The organism is Brevibacillus sp. FIR094 (assembly GCF_050477165.1).
Lineage (GTDB): Bacteria > Bacillota > Bacilli > Brevibacillales > Brevibacillaceae > Brevibacillus.
This window is the reverse complement of sequence record NZ_JBEAES010000019.1, coordinates 35,272-53,812: the sequence shown is the minus strand read 5'-3', so window position 1 is coordinate 53,812 and position 18,541 is coordinate 35,272. Positions and strand designations below refer to the sequence as shown.

Annotated in this window: 16 protein-coding genes; 13 read left to right on the top strand and 3 right to left on the bottom strand. The window is 45.4% G+C overall.

Going from position 1 to position 18,541, the window contains the following annotated elements; genetic code table 11:
• Window positions 1-8: 8 nt before the first annotated feature.
• Genes ACQ5DJ_RS17980 through ACQ5DJ_RS17955 form a run of 6 tightly spaced genes read left to right on the top strand, consistent with a single transcriptional unit; the run spans window position 9 to window position 5,253 of the window.
• Entirely contained in the window at window positions 9-1,154 is a 1,146-nt protein-coding gene (locus ACQ5DJ_RS17980) for a hypothetical protein (protein WP_429843672.1), read from the top strand.
• Window positions 1,155-1,169: 15 nt separating this feature from the next.
• Window positions 1,170-2,024 carry a hypothetical protein gene (locus ACQ5DJ_RS17975; protein WP_429843671.1) on the top strand — a complete coding sequence of 285 codons (855 nt, stop codon included), beginning with the start codon at window positions 1,170-1,172 and terminating at the stop codon, window positions 2,022-2,024.
• A gap of 23 nt (window positions 2,025-2,047) precedes the next feature.
• A complete protein-coding gene (locus tag ACQ5DJ_RS17970; protein ID WP_429843670.1) occupies window positions 2,048-2,770 on the top strand; it encodes a hypothetical protein in 723 nt (240 codons plus the stop codon).
• A 34-nt stretch (window positions 2,771-2,804) separates the two neighbouring features.
• Window positions 2,805-3,206, top strand: a complete 402-nt coding sequence (locus ACQ5DJ_RS17965; RefSeq protein WP_429843669.1) for a TadE family protein — start codon at window positions 2,805-2,807, stop codon at window positions 3,204-3,206.
• A complete protein-coding gene (locus ACQ5DJ_RS17960; RefSeq protein WP_429843668.1) occupies window positions 3,207-3,881 on the top strand; it encodes a Tad domain-containing protein in 675 nt (224 codons plus the stop codon).
• A 58-nt stretch (window positions 3,882-3,939) separates the two neighbouring features.
• Complete coding sequence (locus ACQ5DJ_RS17955; protein ID WP_429843667.1) at window positions 3,940-5,253, top strand: VWA domain-containing protein; 1,314 nt, start codon at window positions 3,940-3,942, stop codon at window positions 5,251-5,253.
• A 78-nt stretch (window positions 5,254-5,331) separates the two neighbouring features.
• Here ACQ5DJ_RS17955 and ACQ5DJ_RS17950 read toward each other — a convergent pair whose 3' ends face one another.
• On the bottom strand, window positions 5,332-5,892 hold the full coding sequence (locus ACQ5DJ_RS17950; protein WP_429843666.1) for a hypothetical protein: 561 nt from the start codon (window positions 5,890-5,892) through the stop codon (window positions 5,332-5,334).
• A gap of 208 nt (window positions 5,893-6,100) precedes the next feature.
• Here ACQ5DJ_RS17950 and ACQ5DJ_RS17945 point away from each other — a divergent pair, with 208 nt between their 5' ends.
• The gene (locus ACQ5DJ_RS17945; RefSeq protein WP_017249697.1) at window positions 6,101-6,877 is read left to right on the top strand and encodes a DUF169 domain-containing protein; all 777 of its coding nucleotides are present in this window, start codon (window positions 6,101-6,103) and stop codon (window positions 6,875-6,877) included.
• On the opposite strand, the gene ACQ5DJ_RS17940 is transcribed toward ACQ5DJ_RS17945, so the two are convergent.
• The gene (locus ACQ5DJ_RS17940) at window positions 6,874-7,395 is read right to left on the bottom strand and encodes a DinB family protein (protein WP_429843665.1); all 522 of its coding nucleotides are present in this window, start codon (window positions 7,393-7,395) and stop codon (window positions 6,874-6,876) included. The two genes, ACQ5DJ_RS17945 and ACQ5DJ_RS17940, sit on opposite strands and share 4 nt — an antisense overlap.
• A 65-nt stretch (window positions 7,396-7,460) precedes the next feature.
• Entirely contained in the window at window positions 7,461-8,408 is a 948-nt protein-coding gene (locus ACQ5DJ_RS17935) for a helix-turn-helix transcriptional regulator (protein ID WP_429843664.1), read from the bottom strand.
• 142 nt (window positions 8,409-8,550) lie between these two features.
• On the opposite strand from ACQ5DJ_RS17935, the gene ACQ5DJ_RS17930 reads away from it, so the two are divergent.
• The 6 genes from ACQ5DJ_RS17930 to ACQ5DJ_RS17905 all read left to right on the top strand — a co-directional run bounded on the left by ACQ5DJ_RS17930 (window position 8,551) and on the right by ACQ5DJ_RS17905 (window position 18,526).
• The gene (locus ACQ5DJ_RS17930; RefSeq protein WP_429843663.1) at window positions 8,551-9,435 is read left to right on the top strand and encodes a M15 family metallopeptidase; all 885 of its coding nucleotides are present in this window, start codon (window positions 8,551-8,553) and stop codon (window positions 9,433-9,435) included.
• Complete coding sequence (gene vanG / locus ACQ5DJ_RS17925; RefSeq protein WP_429843662.1) at window positions 9,432-10,484, top strand: D-alanine--D-serine ligase VanG; 1,053 nt, start codon at window positions 9,432-9,434, stop codon at window positions 10,482-10,484. The genes ACQ5DJ_RS17930 and vanG overlap by 4 nt, the downstream gene beginning before the upstream one ends.
• Before the next feature lie 3 nt (window positions 10,485-10,487).
• Window positions 10,488-11,285 carry a M15 family metallopeptidase gene (locus tag ACQ5DJ_RS17920; protein ID WP_429843661.1) on the top strand — a complete coding sequence of 266 codons (798 nt, stop codon included), beginning with the start codon at window positions 10,488-10,490 and terminating at the stop codon, window positions 11,283-11,285.
• The gene (gene vanT, locus ACQ5DJ_RS17915; protein ID WP_429843660.1) at window positions 11,272-13,425 is read left to right on the top strand and encodes a serine racemase VanT catalytic subunit; all 2,154 of its coding nucleotides are present in this window, start codon (window positions 11,272-11,274) and stop codon (window positions 13,423-13,425) included. The genes ACQ5DJ_RS17920 and vanT overlap by 14 nt, the downstream gene beginning before the upstream one ends.
• 41 nt (window positions 13,426-13,466) lie before the next feature.
• Window positions 13,467-14,582, top strand: coding sequence for an ATP-binding protein (locus tag ACQ5DJ_RS17910; RefSeq protein WP_429843659.1), 1,116 nt, complete (start codon window positions 13,467-13,469; stop codon window positions 14,580-14,582).
• 878 nt (window positions 14,583-15,460) lie between these two features.
• Entirely contained in the window at window positions 15,461-18,526 is a 3,066-nt protein-coding gene (locus tag ACQ5DJ_RS17905; protein ID WP_429843658.1) for a type 2 lanthipeptide synthetase LanM family protein, read from the top strand.
• Window positions 18,527-18,541 lie beyond the last annotated feature (15 nt).

Genomic DNA, 18,541 nt, shown 5'->3' with positions numbered 1-18,541 from the left:
TTTGTAAAGTGAGGAAATGGTTAAGAGGCCCAATGGCAGCGGCTACTTTCGCTTTTCTGATTCTGATGATGAATCTGTTTCCACTAGTGGGCCTGGCAGCTTCCATTCAGTATCAAGGGCTGCAATACGAGGCCCCGAAGTGGGATCAGCCGAATCTGGAGTCGCCACAATGGGAGCAGCTAAACCCACAAGCGCCGCAATGGGAACAAATAAACCCACAGGCACCTGATTGGGAAAAGCTGAACCCGCAGGCGCCGAACTGGGATCGAACGAATCCGCAAGCACCAAATTGGGATCGGATAAATCCGCAGGCACCTGATTTGCAGGGGCCAAGCGTCAATCACTCGAACCCGCAAGCGCCAAATGCAACCGCACCTGCACCGAATGTACAGATTCCTGATTCTCAGCAACCTGGCGTCGATCCAGATAGCTCGAAGCCGATGACGGAGACGCTTGAATACGGTGCAGTCAAATGGACGTTCAAGGACGTCATGGGCGGAACGCTGGCATATAGCGCTGACTTGCTTATGAATGGCGAAGTAGACATGGCAGCGGGACTTCGTGGAAAAGGTTTGTTCTTGGGAGATCTGGCGATAAAAGGCCTTGATCTTGCCTTCAAGAATACGCCGTATGTAAACACAGTAACAGGCTTGGGTGTCGATTCACTCGACGGGATGAACGCGTGGGCCAACTATCAATTTGTATTGGCGCAATTGCCAAATAACAGTTTTCGAGATATTTTCCAAGGCGGTCAGCTCACGAATTCAGCCAATCCATCCGGCGTCAGAATGCCGGGGATCGTGAAAGGCTTAAATGTGGGCGTAGCAGCGATCAGCCTTCCATTTGACATCATGGATACGATCGGCAGCTTTGGCATGGCGTTTGATCCGAGCCAGAATGAAGCCACGCAAAATGAGAAATTTGTGGATGGCGCCGGTAATTTCGGCAGTGTGCTGATGGATGCAGGGGTCATTGCTTCCGTCATACCAGGTGGGCAGGCAGTGGGTGGTGTGATTGTTGTCACCGGTGCGGTTTTGTGGGGGTTGAGCAAACTCGTGAAGTACGCTGACAAGCTAGCCGGAGGAGCAATTACCCGTGGAATCCGGGATGGGGTCGGAAAAGCTGTTGGCTGGGTAAAATCCTTATTTGCGTAACGGAGGTCCTTGCTTATGAAAGTCGTGAATACACCACAGGTTCAGGCTCAGATCGAGCGGAATAAGCGTTTTTTAGAGAGGACAGAGCTGTATAATTACCCGGCCTACGTAGACGGAGAATATTACTACCAAGTAGCGTACTGGAGATGGGGAAAAAAAGACGCTGTCGGTTACTTGGTGCTGCGATCGAATGGTGAAGTGGTTCGCCGCCATGAAGCAGAGCCTGTCGTAAAATTATTTTTGGTGCATGCACATGCGGGGCGCAAGATTAAGAACAATCTGGCCATTGATAAGGATAAGCCGATCGAGATGTACGAGCAAAAATACGAGTATCTGAGGGCGCTTTTGCCCAGCTATCAGGGCAAGATGGACACGGTGATTCAGCAAGATACAGAAAAGCTGATCAACGTTTGCCAAACCATGATGGAAAGCCGGGACCAGCTGCGTGCCATTTATGCTCGAGGGATGGATCTGCTCAATCAATTTTTCACGCGCAACTACGTCATCGCGGGAGAAGAAGCGGCATTGCGGGATGTTTTATTTGAATCCGACTATATTTTGTATGATCGCATTCGCAAGCAGGTGCTGATCAAAGACTCGGTGGATCGGCTTTACCAGTTTTTTCAATCTGATCGAGTAGAACTGGATCGGGTACAGGAGCAGAAACGAAAAAAGCTGAGAGACTTGCTCTCTATCTACAAAGACAAAACACTGCGAAATATTGCCGATGAATCCGTGAAAAGCTTTGAGACGCATACGACAGGGAACTATGAGTCTTTCCATTCGGTTGAACAGTTGCGAGAGGCCCACGAGAAGCTTAATATGACCATCTTGGAAAATGGGCTGATGGATAAACTGCGAAACCCTTAACAGGAAAGGTGAGAGAAACCCATATGCATCCCTTAAAAGAAAGCATTCGTTTTTATGCACGGAACATCGAATCTTTGTTGCTCTTGTCCGCTGTGCTCGTGGTTCCATTTTTTATCATCCACAACTTTACGCTGAATTACCTGAATCTGATTGCCGCGATCACGGGCGCCAAATTCGTCGCAAGCTTTTTCAATCTGTTTTTACTTTTTCTGTTTTTGCTGATTCTCCAGATCCCTTTTGCCCAGTATGTTCAAAGTGATCTAGACGGCGATGAGCGTCCGATTCGAAGGGCATTTCGGACTTTTTTTGAACACAGCTTTTCCGTATTCGTATTTGGGATCGTGTTTAGCTTTCTTGTCTCTACAGGAATGATGCTGTTCATGATACCGGGGTTGATTCTTATGATCTTGTTTTATTTGACACCGTTTTTTGTGGTGCTGAAAAAACAATCGGCTTGGCGTTGCTGGCGATCTGCCATGGAAATGGGCAAAAAGCATTTCTTCCAAATCTTTGGCCTACTGCTAATGGTGAGCGTGGTGGAATGGCTAATCAGTTTGGCGGGCTTGTTCCTCGTCACGTCTATTACGGCGACCTTTGGGGCGGTTATGTTTATTGAGTTGTTGCTCAATGTGATTGTTCTCCCGTTTTTTGCGGTCATGTTCATGATGTACGTGAATAAATGGAAAGACGAGGCGGCAGGAGCGGAAGCGGCTGTAGCAGGGGGATTGCTGATCGATGAAAGGTAGCTTGCAAATAAGTTCGAGAGGAGATGAGCGAAGAATGTGCCTGAAGAAGATCGTTTCCAATGAAAAGGGCTCGGTCACCGTAGAGTTTATCGCCATACTGCCGTTCGTCTTTCTGATCATGCTGATTTGCTGGCAGTTTCTTGTGGGCGTCTATGGCGTCATCATCTCTCAGTCGGCAGCAAATGAGGCAGCGAAGGTGTACGCTATAACGGGGAATTCGGGTGAAGCCATACAAGCTGCCAGAAACGTGGTGAACGCGGCAGGAGGCTATATTTCCTTCAATGACGGCGATATCAGGTGGGATGGCGACGGATATTTTACAGCCAAGGTCGGAGTCCAGATGGAGCTGGGCTTCCTTCCTGACTGGCTCTATATCAAAAAGGAAGATCGATATATCTCATTTGATCGGGAAATGAAAAGCAGGGTGATGAACTAGATGGTACGTATACTTCGTCACTTGCAAAATGAACGTGGAAATATGACGATCTTCACCCTGACGATTTACTGGTTTATGTTCATGTTGGTGTTTGTTGCGCTTTTCAACTTTTCGACCATTTTTGTAGACAAGGAGCAGGCGTCGAACAGTGCGCAGCAGGCGAGTATTGCGGCGGTGAAGGATATTTATGATGAGATGGATGATGCAATTAAAATATACGATGCGTCACCCAATCGGTATTATAACCAAGATTATCTCACACCCAGAATAATAGCTGCTGAGAGCTCGCTGAGAGCGTCGCACCCCGACTGGTCTCATAGCGAAATTGAATATGGCGCGATTGACTCGGTATTGAGCAACGCATTGCCAGGCAATATTGAGTTGCAGGGATATGTAAGTCTAGGGTTGCGTAACGCGGCCAGCCAAATTTCTGGGGTGGTTGCCAAAGTGCTATCGGATAACAAGGCAACGCTCAGCGGTTCGTCCGTCAAATTGTTCAACAGTGACAATCGGATTGAAGTAACAACTTCTGTAAAGTACGAATCGGAATCGATGGGGTTTGACTTCATTCCTGCCTATTCCGAGCAAATCTACCAGACTGGGGAAAGCAGACGGATCGATTTTATTGATGAGGTGAACGACTGGTTTTACATCAATATCCCGATTCTTGGATGATGATGGTTAACGCGGCGATCTGATCAACAAGGCAACAAGGTAAGGAGGATAGGACCGAATGCGTAACACCAAAATGCGGATGTCGCTCTTGATCAACAGCATCTTGATCATGCTGCTGCTTTCTGGCTGTTCACTGGGTGCAATAGGAGCGGGTACAGGGATCCGGCAAAATCAATGGCCGCAGACGACACAGGAATTGATTGCTTCACAGCCCGGACCGCTTGCTGGCACACAATTTTTCCACGTAGCTTATCCGCATCGGGCTGAGATCATACAGGTTTTGGATAAAATGCCTACCCTGGTCGACGGGATGAATGATGCTTACTTGGATTTGTACTGGAATCAATTGCTCACCCTGTTTGCCGAGGATTATCTCAGTCCCCAAATGGTTGTCGATCGTTGGAGAATGGCTTCGTATGGGAGTCCGGACATCGAGGATGCCCGCTTTCAGTTTCGGGAAAATTTCAACGTAGAAATCATCCTGGATGCAAGCGGCAGCATGGCTGGGAAAATTGGGGACAAAACGAAAATGCAGCTCGCCAAGGAGGCGATCCAGGAATTCGCGGAAGCATTACCTGAAGAGGCGAGAATCTCGCTACGCGTGTATGGACATAAGGGTAGCAATGCAGATGAGCATAAACAGCTCTCCTGTGGTAGCGGTGAGATGGTCTATCCATTGCAAGCCTACGATGCGAAAGCTCTTGAGCAAGCACTTGGCATGTTTGAGCCGACGGGCTGGACATCCATTGCGCACTCCTTGCGTCTCGCTCAGGAGGATTTGGCGGGATTCGAAGCGGATAAAAATACGAATGTCATCTATCTGGTCAGTGACGGCATCGAGACATGCGATGGCAATCCGGTGACAGTAGCCAAGGAATTGTCTCAGTCCAAAATTATGCCGTTGTTGAACGTCATTGGCTTTGACGTGAATGCAGATGGACAGAAGCAATTGAAGGAAATTGCCCACGCGTCAGAAGGTCTGTATGCAAATGTGACGAACCGTGAGCAGTTCAAGCAAGAGCTGGAACGTGCGAAAGAAATTGCCCAGAAGTGGGAGCAGTGGAAACGGGATGCTTTGACAGAAGCTGACGCTGTGCTGATCGACCGCAAAAAATGGGTGGATGCTTACGACCGGGACTGGTACGAGAAAAACTGGCGGGAGAGTCTGAACATCGGAATGGCGATCGAGCATTTGTCTGCGAGTGGCAAGATTGGAAATGAAGCGAGAGAGTACCTTACTGGGAAAAGGCAAGAAAGAGAAGCGTTGGCTACACAGTCCAAGGAGGAGCTTACCAATTACTTGGTGAGTCTCACCACCGAGACCTATCAGGAAATGAGAGAGGACATTGAGGATAAATACAGCGGAAGCTAACAGCAATGGGTTCTCCGTTACAAAAGCGATTGCGGTCGCAACGGAGAACCCACTGTAAATGTAAAGGGTTAGGGTGCGTCAATCATAGGTGAACGTAACGACCTGTTGCAGGCTGAGGTCCACTCCGATTGCCACATCTTTTAGGCCATCTGTGTAATAAAAGTAACGCTTGGCGTCATTGGAATGAGCGTCAGAAGCTTTAACCAATTGGAAGTCGTTCGTCGCAAGCAGGTTTTTCGAGCGGATGAAATCTGATGCCGTCTTTTCCAAATCTGCTTCTGTCATCGTTTTTGTTGCCATTTCTCCGTTTATTCCAATAACGTCAATCGACAGGGAAAGGATTTGCTTTGACCTCGGTTCGATGATGGCGTGAAAGCCATGGACATCGCCACTCACAGGTTCGCGTTTCAGTACGGCGTGAACAGGGACTCCTCTGTATACCGAATTGGTTGGGTCCTCCAGCGTGATATCCCGATCAGCCGTATCAACATCCATCTGATAATATTGTCTAACAGCGGCTGCAGCGATTTGCGCCGCTTCTTCTTTTCCGAGCCCTTGCACTGTATCTGGTGAGCCGGAGGAGCATCCCATTAACAGAAAGACGAGAAGTGCCGTGCCCAGCCATGCGAACTTTTTCATTGTGAACCCTCCAGCCATCCCAAGTAATCCGTGTAGTCTTTTATTATCCTAACAGGGATTGTTTCGACTCCCTATCGATTAACCTTTCCATTACCTTACGATGTTGTAAGCTTTGAGAAAAAATGGAGGGAGTAACAGGACTTTGGGCAAAAAAGACGAAAAATTCGGAGTATGGGCAGTGTAAGTGAAAAACGAGGGGGCAAATGGAATGAACGCCATCGAGCTAAATCAAGCGCTTCAAATGTATGTGAGGACGGAGACCTTTCCTGTAGGAGTTAGTATCCGAAAAGAAGAAGCCGCTCTGCCGTCAAAGGCAAAGCGACCTGTTCGTGATCTGGGTTATCCGATTACCATTTGCCAAGCTGTCGGTTTTTCACGGCGTTATGGCTGGAGTATCGCGATGAATGGAGCCGATCTGTCCTGTCCGATCGCGCAGGTGGCTTTTGGCTATGAAGAGCAGCCGGCGTTTTATACAGAGGGTCATCTCGCCTGTGGGATGTATACAGATTCATTGGAAAATGGGGCGAAAAGCGAGCTGGATGTCCCGAAATTTTCAGCAGAAGAAAGCGGCTACTACGTATCGTTTCCGCTGGAGCGGGCAGAAATCGAGCCAGATGTCGTCGTGATTTACGGCAATGCAGCACAAGTCATGCGATTGGTGGCGGGGATGTTGTACAAGCGCGGTGGATCGATTCCTTCCACCTTTTCCAGTCGGGCCGACTGTGCGGACATCGCCATCAAGCCGATCCAGACTGGACAGCCGCAAGTGATCGTACCGTGTTATGGCGACAGATTGTTTGCCCAGACACAGGATCACGAGATGGCCTTCAGCTTTCATTTTCGCGATGCCGCCGAGCTGGTGGAGGGATTAGTGGGAACGCAAAAAGGCGGAATCCGCTACCCGATCCCGTCCTTTTTGCGCTATCAGGCAGAGTTTCCGCCGACTTATCAGAAGCTTGCGGGGATGTTTGGAGAAAAAAACTAACCCTTCAGTCGGTTGAGCTGGAGCAGGTGATGGCGATAGTGCATTTCTACGACGGCAAACCATTCCTTTGCCGTTAGCGGACCGAAGGCTGGGTGAGCCACCGTGTGATGCGCAGGAATTTCGTCCAGAATCGGTTCCAGCTCTTTCATTTGTGTGAGCACGCTGATGAGTCCATCAATCAATTGCTCCTTGCTCTCTGGTTGCCCAGGTGTGTACTCCGGGGAGGCAGGGACTTTCACGCGAACGGGAGGCAAGGAGCCTTGCGCAAATATCGTCTGCCCGATCTCGGATTTTTCGGTACCTGCTTCTGTGACAGCAGGACCTCCTTGTCTACACTTCTCGATACTTCCCAGTTGAAAATACCGGGCAGATTGGATCAAGTGAAGGTACATTTGACCGATCGACCATTCCTCTTCACTTGGTTTTTGCAAGAGTTGTTCCATGGTGAAGCCTTCTAATTCATGCAGGTAGTGGTTTGTCACGTCTTCAAATTTGTTCACGATTTCTTTAGTATTCATGAGTAAATCAGCTCCTCTTGGTTTTCTTGCTCTTATCATACGAAAACGCTACTGACAGCAGTATGTCAGTAGCGTTCGAATAATTTTTTGGCTTCTTCGCGCATTCGGTTACGCAAGGATTCAGGCGTAAGAACAACCGCATCTGCCCCTAGCCCAAGTACCCAAGACAATATTTCTTCGATTTGTCTGACACGCAATCTGACGAGAAAGCCGTCTGGATGCTCCACAATCTCTTCTATAAAAAAATTGCCCGATTCTTTGACCCGATCAGCGATAGCTGCGCTGATAACGATCTGCACCTCCAGGGACCGATCGTCGAGAGGCGTGTAATCATCAAAATGGAAATGGTCAGGGAGGATAAAGCGGTCTTCCAATACGATCAGGCCGCTCATACGTGACAGGCGGAATCGACGAATATCTTGTCGCAGATCGCAATGAGCGAGAAGTATCCAAGAACCACGAACCAGCACCAGACCATATGGGGCAACATCGCGCACTGTTTCACGATCGTCTTCGAGCCCAGGTGTACCCCTCCGATAGCGGAACCGCACCTTCCGCTCATTGATGATCGCATCGTGGAGGAGTAGCGCATGCGCTTTTTCTTGCTCGCGCAGATTGTTTGCTCTGGGGCTTACGAGGCGAAAGGTTGAACGGATACGGCTGGCTTGTTCGCCTACATCTGCTGACAGGATCGCTTCAACTTTGCGCTGTACAGCTCTTGCGCTATTTCCAAAGTTTTGGTCAAATACTTGCTCAACCATGTCTGCTCCGATCAAGAGTGCAACGGCTTCTTCTACCGAAAAGCTGACGGGCGGCAGAAAATACCCTTCCATTAACGAATAGCCCTGCCCCGGTGCCCCAACGATGGGGACGCCTGCTTCGCTCAATGCCTGCATATCACGATAAATCGTCCGGACGCTCGTCTCGAAGGTCGCGGACAAATCTTCTGCACGCAACGTACCTTTTCGCTGAAGCTCCAGAACGATTGCCAACAAACGGTCTGTTTTGTTCATGCTATGCTGCTGACCCCCTCTCTATCCAGCTAGCAACTTCATAAAGATGAATGGACAACTTTAAAATAATTTTATTTTTACCCTACTTTTTATTTTAACAGTTTTCCCTATCCTACATGTGTAAGTGAAGGAGGAACTGTAAATGAAAAAGAGGGTTTTTTGGCTTGTGATGCTTTTGCTGTTTGGATATATCGTGATTCAAAAAATAGCAGATGGACCACCTAATGTTGGGGGACACACTGAAACGTTGGGAGAGGCTACCGAGGTGGAGCACCAATCGATACAAATAACAAAAGATCAAATTTATCAAGGAGACCTTCTCTTGGTCAATAAAGAGTATCCGGTTCATGAGGCAGGGGTAAAAAACGATGTGGTTCGATTGTCTGAGAATGAAGAACTGTTACAAGGCTATCGTTTGCAAGATCAAAGAATCGAAGTGTCAGAGAGTGTAGCCAAAGAATTTTTGGAGATGATCAAAGCTGCGCAGCAAGATAACGTGAGCCACTTTATCCTGAACAGCGGTTATCGAGGTAAGGAAGAACAAGATCAGTTATATGCAGAAATGGGGCCAGCGTATGCGATGCCGAGCGGTTACAGCGAACATAATGTAGGTTCCGCGCTTGATATTGGATCGACGCAAATGAAAATGGAGCGCGCCCCTGAAGGCAAGTGGTTGGAAGATTATTCATGGAAATACGGTTTTATTTTGCGCTACCCAAAGGACAAGGTAGCCATTACAGGAACGGAATTCGAGCCTTGGCATTTCCGATATGTCGGCTTGCCGCATAGCGCGATCATGAAGCAGAATAACTTTTCGCTCGAGGAATACTTGGATTACCTAAAAGACGAAAGAAGGATCTCCGTGACAAACGATGGGAAGATCTATGAAATTAACTACTACCCTGTCGATCAAGAGATGACGCTCAAAGTACCGATTGATCGCAACTATGAGATTTCGGGTGACAACATGGGTGGCGTGATTGTAACAAGCTACGTGAACAAAGAAAAGAAGGAGAGAAACTTATGAAGAAATTGACTGTGGCGATATTGTTTGGGGGATGTTCCTCGGAGTATGAAGTATCTCTTAAATCTACGAGTTCGGTGCTGGAGAGTTTGAGTCTGGAAAAGTATGAGGTGATTTTGCTAGGAATTACGAGGGATGGGCAATGGCTGCGATATACCGGCAACATCGAAAGCATTCGGAATGACAGTTGGCATCAAAGTGAGAAGTGTGTGCCTGCCTTTCTCTCTCCTTGCAGACAGATGCGGGGAATTGTTACACAGGAGAACGGTGCCATGACGATCACGAAGGTTGATGTGGTGTTCCCAATTTTGCATGGCAAAAACGGAGAGGATGGAACGGTGCAAGGGCTGTTGGAGCTCGCCGGAATTCCGTTTGTCGGTTGTCAGACTCTATCCTCTGCGATTTGTATGGACAAGGATATCGCTCACACGCTGGCAGCAAGCTCCGGTGTAAAAACGCCAAGATCCGTTACCGTTTATCAAAATACTGCTCTTGCAACGGTTCAATCTGCCACCGAAGAACTGGGATTCCCTTTGTATGTCAAACCTGCAAAGGCAGGGTCCTCGATTGGGATTACAAAAGCATACAACACGCAAGAATTGTTTTTCGGTATAGAAAATGCCCTTTTGCATGATGACAAAGTAGTCATCGAGGAAAACATCGTGGGATTTGAGGTAGGCTGTGCGGTACTAGGAAATCGTGAAGTCCTTGTGGGAGAAGTGGATGAAATCGAGTTGCTCCAAGGCTTTTTCAATTTTACGGAAAAGTATTCATTGGAGACTGCCCACATCCACGTCCCTGCAAGAATCGACGAAGAACTCGCTGCAAAAGTCAAGCAAACAGCCACCCACCTCTATCAAGTTTTAGGTTGTCGTGGTTTTGCTCGCGTAGATATGTTTGTTACGCCAGACGGAGACATTGTGTTTAACGAAGTGAATACGATCCCCGGCTTTACCTCGAAAAGCAGATATCCAAGCATGCTGAGTGCAGCGGGAATTTCCTATAAAGAGCTTCTTGATACGTTGATTATGCTAGCGTTGGAGGAGGACTAATCGATGAAACAACTTCACGTCTCTACGATTTCTTTGAACAGCGAAAATCTGCATCACGGCCATCTGATTCTGGTGAATCGCCAGTACCCGATCCGCTGGCAAACAGACGATAGTATTGTACTAAACCGCATGCGGCTGATTGATGGAACACACAACAATATTATGCTGGAAAACATGGCTGCGAAGATGCTTGCCAAGCTGCTGAAAGCCTGTAACGCACAGCAGACAATCGTGCCAGTCAGTGGCTTTCGCAGCAAGACGGAACAAAAGGATATCTATGATCAATCCTTGCTGGAAAATGGACAGGTGTTTACCAGTAAATTTGTGGCACGTCCGACTGAAAGTGAACATCAGACCGGGCTTGCGATTGATGTAGGGGAAAAGAAGGAAGAGATCGATTTTATTTGCCCTTCTTTTCCCGATCATGGCGTATGCCAATTGTTTCGCCAACGTGCCAGTCAATATGGGTTTATCAAACGCTACGACAAAGACAAGGAACAGCTGACAGGCATTTCGGATGAGCCTTGGCATTTTCGGTATGTGGGCTATCCGCATGCCGTTTTGATGGAAAAGCTTCAGCTTTGTCTGGAAGAGTATATCGAGTGTGTGAAAAACTACGAATTCCATCAGGAGCATTTGCTAGTGGATGAGGAGAGCATTGAAATCTACTATGTAAAGGCTACCGATACCGTTACGCACATCCCGGTTGTGGCTGGTGAGAGATACGAAATATCGGGCAACAACGTGGATGGATTTATCATTACGGTGTTTCATCAGGAGGCACGTAATGAACGTGGGTAGTGAAAAGCAGTATGGCGGGCTGGATCAATTCCGAATCATCGCAGCGATCCTTGTCATCGCAGTCCATACTTCTCCTCTGCTGTCGATAAGCGAATGGGCTGATTTTACACTGACGCGAACAATAGCCAGGGTGGCGGTTCCATTTTTCTTTATGTGCACAGGATTTTTCTTCTTGCAAAAGCTTGGTACCGATCGCAGCAGAAATGCGAACTTGCTGAAGCAGTTTTTATGGAAAGTAGGAAAGCTATATTTGCTTTCGATTCTTCTCTATCTTCCAGTGAATGTGTACGCAGGGTATTTTACGGATCAATTGACCGTGTTTTCGGTGGTAAAAGACCTCCTTTTTAACGGGACTCTTTATCATCTGTGGTATTTTCCTGGCATCATGCTGGGGGTGTGTATCAGTACCTTCTTGTATACAAGACTATCCACATGGAAAACGTTTTGGGTGACCATGCTGTTGTATGGGATCGGGCTATTGGGAGACAGCTACTTTGGATTTGCCCAGATGAATCCGTATGTGGACAGTTTCTATCAATCGATGTTTACCCTGTTTGATTACACGCGGAACGGTATATTTTTTGCCCCAGTTTTTGTAGTCATGGGAGGGATGATTGCCAATACCCGCAGACGGAAAAAGAAAAAGGTTGCACCGTATGCCATTGGACTTGGTTTGTTCGGAAGCATGCTGGTCATGGAAGGCTTGCTTTTGCACGCTTATCAGCTGCAACGCCATGACAGTATGTATATTTTTTTGATACCGTGCATGTATTTTCTTTTTCAACTTCTGTTGTTCTGGAAAGGCAGAAATCGCCCAGCTTTACGAAAGCTGAGTCTGTATGTCTATGTCCTGCATCCCTTGTGTATTGTGCTCATTCGCGGAGCGGCCAAAGTAACGGGACTGACACAACTGCTTGTTGAAAACAGCTTGGTTCATTTTACGCTGGTTACGGTGCTGTCATTTGTTATGTCTGTGATGGCGATGAAGGTGATCCAGCGCTTTCGAAGTGGGAAACCAGATCAAACAGGACGAGCATGGGCGGATATCCATCTTCCTCATCTCCAACATAATGTCAGGGAAATCCAGCGAGTTCTCCCGAAGGATTGTGCGGTGATGGCAGTCGTGAAGGCGCAGGCATATGGCCACGGCGGATGGCAAGTCGCGAGGTATGTAAACAAGCTCGGGATTGATCACTTCGCTGTTGCCACAATCGATGAAGGGATTGAGCTCCGGAAGAAGGGCGTAAAAGGGGAGATTCTGGTGCTTGGCTATACCGATGAGCGACGGATAAGCCAAATCGCCCGTTTCAAACTGACACAAACCGTAGTAGATGACGAATATGCCCAAAGGCTGAATAGTTACAACGTGAAAATCTCTGTTCATATCAAGATCGACTCGGGGATGGGGAGACTCGGGGAATATTGGGAACACACAGAAAAAATTGCGGCCATGTATCGATATAAAAATTTGCAGGTATGCGGTACCTTTACGCATCTGAGTGTGGCTGACAGTTTGGAAGCTTCGGATATCGCATACACGAAAAATCAAATCGCCCGTTTCCAGAAAGTGATCGAACAGTTGAAAGAAAAGGGCATCGATCCACAGAAGCTGCACGTCCAAAGCAGTTACGGCGTGCTCAATTATGGGGAACTACAGTACGATTATGCTCGGATTGGGATCGCTCTCTACGGAATGTTGAGCAAGCAGGGAGATAAGGTAAAAACAAGCGTCGACCTACGTCCTGTATTATCACTGAAAGCAAGAGTTGTGCAGGTGAAGCAGGTGGAAAAAGGAGCATCCGTGGGTTATGGACGCGCCCATACAGCGCAGAAAGACAGTCAGATTGCCATCGTATCCATCGGATATGCAGATGGGGTTCCGCGTATGCTGTCTCAAGCGGACGCTACCTGCTTGATCAGAGGAAAAAGGCGACCGATTATTGGCTTTGTCTGCATGGATCAACTTATTGTAGATATTACAGATATGGAAGAAGTGCAAAAAGGGGATATTGTGACCTTTATCGGCACAGATCAAGAAGAGAGTATCACTGCTGAGGAAATGGCCCATCCATGTAAAACCATTACGAACGAGCTGGTAAGCCGTTTGGGAGAACGTGTCAAAAGAGTCTATCATGATTGAGCCCTGGACGAAAACGAGGATAGGGAGTGGTTCATTTTTTCATGGTGAAGAAGAGACGTAGCTTTCGTTCCAAAATGATTGAGCTTCTTGGGTTTGGCATGCTTTTGGCCGGTCTCGTGACCTATCTACTCTATAAAGTGCTCCAGTTTTACTATCGGACGGAGGTCAAGTACGAAGATCCGCTTGCTCTGGTTCGCCGTTACATCAAGGAAATGGGAGATATCAATTTCTTTTTGCTTGTTTTTGCTCCCATTGCGATCTTGTTGTTCTATCTCCTGACCAAACGGTATGTTGGCTATTTTCATGAGATTTCCAAAGGCATTCATTATCTGGCAAATGGAGACTTTACGCACAATGTGCATATTTCTTCCCATGATGAGTTCGCTGATATCGCCAAGGACATCAATCTGGCAAGTGAAATGCTGCAAAAGGCGGTAGAAAGAGGAGACTTCGCGGAAAGCAGCAAGGACCAGCTTGTTTTGAATCTGGCACACGATTTACGTACACCACTGACATCTGTTCTGGGTTATTTAGATTTAGTTTTACGAGACGAGCAGATGCCACAAGAACGGATGCGGCATTATGCGACGATTGCTTTTACCAAGTCGCAACGATTAGAAAAGCTGATTGATGAGCTGTTCGAAATTACGAGAATGAATTACGGTATGGTCAACATCGAGCAAAAGGTCATTGATTTGAGTGAATTGTTGGTTCAGTTAAATGAAGAGATGTATCCTTCCTTTGAGAAAAATGAACTGGTCGCGCGGTGTATGATTGCTGCTCAATTAGTGATCGTGGGAGATGGGGAGCTGCTGGCGCGCGTATTTGAGAACATCCTGACCAACGCAATACGCTACGGGGGAGATGGTCAATTTATCGATTTGAACGCTTACCGGGAGGGAGATGAAGTAGTTGTTCAAATCATGAATTACGGTGACCAAATACCTGAAGAGGCGCTGCCGCATATTTTTGAAATGTTCTTTACGGGCGACAAAGCGCGAGTTCATCAAGGGGGAGGTACAGGACTCGGCCTGTTTATTGCGAAAAATATCGTCGAGAAGCATCGGGGAACGATTTCTGTCCAAAGTGATCTGATTCGTACGTGTTTTGAGGTACGGTTGCCAAATGGAAGCGGGGGCTGTCCAGAAAGTCAGTGAGTACAATCCGTGGCTTATCAAATCCATAATCCACCTTACTATAAATGCGAAATAAGAATGAAATCTCCTTTAAAAGAAATTAAAAGAATTTATGTTATATATTTACATTCTACAAATTTCGTGTTATAAAATGTAAGTATTCTGATTTTTAAGTCGAAATTTGGAATATTGAAACAGATTATCTTTGTGAGCACTTCTTCTCTTTTATGGAGAAGAGATAATATATAGTGCTACTATCATGTAGAAAAGAGGATGTATATGTCTAACAAGGATCTACGAGCTCAATATCGTTCTTCTGAGGGGAGAGCGAAGCAAGGATTTGTCTCGCCAGTCGGGGAAGTTGATGAGCAACAGTTGAAGGAAATGGTTGGAGGTAGTGTTGAAGCAAACTCGGTGGGAACTACAACCGGAAATATTATCTCATATGCGTTTGGTTGCTACACTTATAACGATAGTTGTAATAAACCGACTCCTACTGAAAACCGTTGTGGACTTACATACCGTCCTGGTGATGTACCACAATGCTAGTAAATTATAAGTAATGATTCAGAAGTGAGATGGTGGAATGTGACCTTCTCACTTCTGATTGTATATTGTGGGAAAGTGGGTTAATGAATCGTTTCTTTCCCGTCTCTAATGCGGCTTTAGATACTACTTATGATATTTATTGCGAGGACATAGAGTTGCAAGATACGTGAATTTATCTTATGAAGAGCAGTTGCAATATTGGGGCATGAATAGTAATGCTAATCATCTTATTTCCAAATCCAGAAAATAATCGTATGAGGTCGCCATGCAGAATGCTCGGCCTTCATATGTCAAATATTCGATGATAAATAATTCTTTGGTACGAAATAAATATAGCAGGAGGGGACATTTTGGTTAAAGCTGCAATAGATAGAGGGATTAGTGTAGATAGCGATGAGAATCTGAACCGAATATTAAATGCCTCTCATGATAATGAGTTCATTGAAAAAGAACCTAACCCCATAATCCGTCCATTTCTAGCGGAATTTTGGCGCAATCTTCAGGAAGCTCTAAATAATGTTCATGCAGATATTATCGATCATTTTCAAGTTGAACAAGGGCTCATGCAAACTTGTGTACAACGGTTGGCTTCATTGCAGTTCAAAACGACGATGTTAGAGATATCCATTGCTAGTCAGTTAGGTGATTTAACAGCTGAATCACCGAACGAGCGATATCAAGAGTATTTTAAACTGTTAGAAGATCCTCATCATTTAAGAGTATTCTTCGATGCATACCCAGTGTTAGCTAGGTGCTTAACAGAACACACGTTAATGTTTAGCTCGTATGTACGTGAAATAATTGTTCATTACAATGCAGAATGGATAAAATTCAAGTCGAAATTGGGAAATGGTTGCGAATATGATTGTCTAACTGGGATAGAGATTGGAGCAGGGGATACCCATAACACGGGCAAATCAGTTGCCATTTTAAAGTTTAACAGTGGTGCTAAGCTAGTGTATAAACCCCATTCATTACGTATAGATGAATGTTATAGTGCTATGCTTGATTGGATTAATCAGAGAGGTTTGAAGTATTTGTTGAGCAGTCCAAATGTGCTCAATTGTGGAGATTATGGATATCATGAGTTTATAAGCCACAATTCATGTCAATCCATTATGGAAGTAGAACAGTTCTATTATCGCTTAGGTGCATTAACGGCATTATGCTATACATGTGGGGCTTCTGATTATCATTCTGAAAATATTATCGCAAATGGAGCTCAGCCGATATTAATTGATTTGGAGACCATATTTACCCCATTAACAGATTCTCAATTGCATTATGTGAAAGGGGAGCAAAGTCAGCGAACGGTATTTTCATCTCTCATGCTACCTGGAATTTATTTTCCTAATACACTATGGGATATTGAGTTAAGTGCAGCAGGTGGTCGAGGTGGACAAAAGTCACAGTTAATGAAGATTCAGCGTATTAAAAATGATGGTACCGATGAAGCTTATTTGATTGACGACATTTATACGACAGTTGAAAAACAAAATCGACCCATATTAAATGGCGAATATATGGACATCTCGATGTATACAAAGCATATGATCGAAGGTTTTTGTGATTTGTATCGATTACTACTTACGAATCGCGATACTTTTGTTCGTGACATACTCTTACCGTATTCTGATGCAACTGGTCGTCATGTATTTCGAGCAACAGCCCTGTATGGAAAGTTCTTATCACATAGTATGCATCCAGATTATTTACAGAATGAATCAGACCGCAATCGCTTATTAAAAATTATGGTGAATAACTCAACGTTTCCACCACCTGCTGTTATGGAATTTGAGTACGAACAAATGCAGCGGCAAGATGTTCCTTACTTTATGTTCTCACTTAATAGTCGTGACTTAATTGATATGAATGGAGTCTGTATACCCAATTTTTATCCGATGTCGATTATTGAGTTAATTGAACATTACCTGATGCAATTATCTGAAGATGATCTTAGTTTACAGCTACAATATTTGCGGTGGTCTCTATCCAGCTTGGAGGAAAGTGAACATTCTAGTGATGGTCATTCATATAATCAGCGTTCTGATATGTATAATCGCCATACTACAACACTAACCCAAGATGTCATTCATAAAGAGAATAGAATGACACAATTTCAGCAATATGCGACATCAATAGGTAATAATATAATGCGTCGCATTGTCCAAACAGATGATAGTAATATTGCGTGTATTGGATTTGCAATAGTTGGAGTAGAGGACAAATTTAAACCAATATGGTTAGATTACAATATGTATAGTGGTCTAGGTGGTTATGTGTTATATCTCGCTCAACTAACTCATATCACTTGCGACCAGCAGTATCGGGAAATTGCACGACAGCTTTTGAATGTTATTCAGTCAAGTAAGCTGAAACTAGATGAAGCTAGCAAATTGTCCAATGAGATAACTATTTCGACCTCAGCTTATTTAGGGGAGAGTACTCATATTTATGCACTCATTTATTGTGGGTTGCTATGGAAAGATGATACCTTGCTAGAAAATGCCAAGAATAGGCTATCCGTATTGATGCGGGGAATAGAAAAAGAAACTCAATATGATGTAATTAATGGTCTTGCAGGTTGTATGATCGTTATGCTTCGTATCTACGATGCTTTGCATGATGTAGCGTATTTGCAAGTGGCCCAAGCGGCCGGAGAACGCCTCTATACATTAATGAAGGAAATGAATTTTGATGCTGGCTCGAAAATATACCCTGATGAACTGACTAACCAACATGTAGTCGACAATGACAGCACGACGAGTGGGCAAGTATTGTTGACGGGTTTATCTCATGGCGCAGCCGGGTTAGCATGGGCGTTCACATGGCTTGCTAGATTAAGTGATAACCATAGTAATCATTCAAGCTATGAACAGTATTTGAAAATGGCGAATAGATTGCTCATATATGAAAATTATTACTATTCGGAAACTGAACAAAACTGGAGAGACTTGCGCTCTACAGATAGACATGAATATGCTGACTTTTGGTGTCATGGTGCTCCAGGTATCGCACTTGCTCGCGCAGAGATTATGCGCCATCTTGAAGCAATGAATCTCCTACATGCACAAGAGTGGGAATTTGTTACTCAAGACTATAAGAATGCACTGCAGACTTTGTTGAATCGTGGGAAGACATATAATAGTTTTTGCTTGTGTCACGGTATATTAGGCAATGCTGATATTTTGCTACACGTAAGTAAACTGATGAATGATCCTAGTCTAGTGGATATTGCAAATGATTGGGCATTGCAAGCAAATGTAGATTATGAGTCATATAAGTCATCTGATCACTTAATTGCAAGGTTGGAGTGTGATGGTTTGATGACAGGAACTGCTGGGATGGGATACGAATATTTACGATTGTTAGATAATCGGGTGCCTTCTATACTTGCATTTGAATTGCCACGATAACGGTAGTGTTATCGT

Coding starts and splice junctions, on each gene's coding strand:
- ACQ5DJ_RS17910 (WP_429843659.1), top strand. CDS start 13,467: ATGGTGAAGAAGAGACGTAGCTTTCGTTCCAAAATGATTGAGCTTCTT.
- ACQ5DJ_RS17970 (WP_429843670.1), top strand. CDS start 2,048: ATGCATCCCTTAAAAGAAAGCATTCGTTTTTATGCACGGAACATCGAA.
- vanG (WP_429843662.1), top strand. CDS start 9,432: ATGAAGAAATTGACTGTGGCGATATTGTTTGGGGGATGTTCCTCGGAG.
- ACQ5DJ_RS17935 (WP_429843664.1), bottom strand. CDS start 8,408: ATGAACAAAACAGACCGTTTGTTGGCAATCGTTCTGGAGCTTCAGCGA.
- ACQ5DJ_RS17960 (WP_429843668.1), top strand. CDS start 3,207: ATGGTACGTATACTTCGTCACTTGCAAAATGAACGTGGAAATATGACG.
- ACQ5DJ_RS17975 (WP_429843671.1), top strand. CDS start 1,170: ATGAAAGTCGTGAATACACCACAGGTTCAGGCTCAGATCGAGCGGAAT.
- ACQ5DJ_RS17945 (WP_017249697.1), top strand. CDS start 6,101: ATGAACGCCATCGAGCTAAATCAAGCGCTTCAAATGTATGTGAGGACG.
- ACQ5DJ_RS17940 (WP_429843665.1), bottom strand. CDS start 7,395: ATGAATACTAAAGAAATCGTGAACAAATTTGAAGACGTGACAAACCAC.
- vanT (WP_429843660.1), top strand. CDS start 11,272: ATGAACGTGGGTAGTGAAAAGCAGTATGGCGGGCTGGATCAATTCCGA.
- ACQ5DJ_RS17950 (WP_429843666.1), bottom strand. CDS start 5,892: ATGAAAAAGTTCGCATGGCTGGGCACGGCACTTCTCGTCTTTCTGTTA.
- ACQ5DJ_RS17930 (WP_429843663.1), top strand. CDS start 8,551: ATGAAAAAGAGGGTTTTTTGGCTTGTGATGCTTTTGCTGTTTGGATAT.
- ACQ5DJ_RS17920 (WP_429843661.1), top strand. CDS start 10,488: ATGAAACAACTTCACGTCTCTACGATTTCTTTGAACAGCGAAAATCTG.
- ACQ5DJ_RS17955 (WP_429843667.1), top strand. CDS start 3,940: ATGCGTAACACCAAAATGCGGATGTCGCTCTTGATCAACAGCATCTTG.
- ACQ5DJ_RS17965 (WP_429843669.1), top strand. CDS start 2,805: ATGTGCCTGAAGAAGATCGTTTCCAATGAAAAGGGCTCGGTCACCGTA.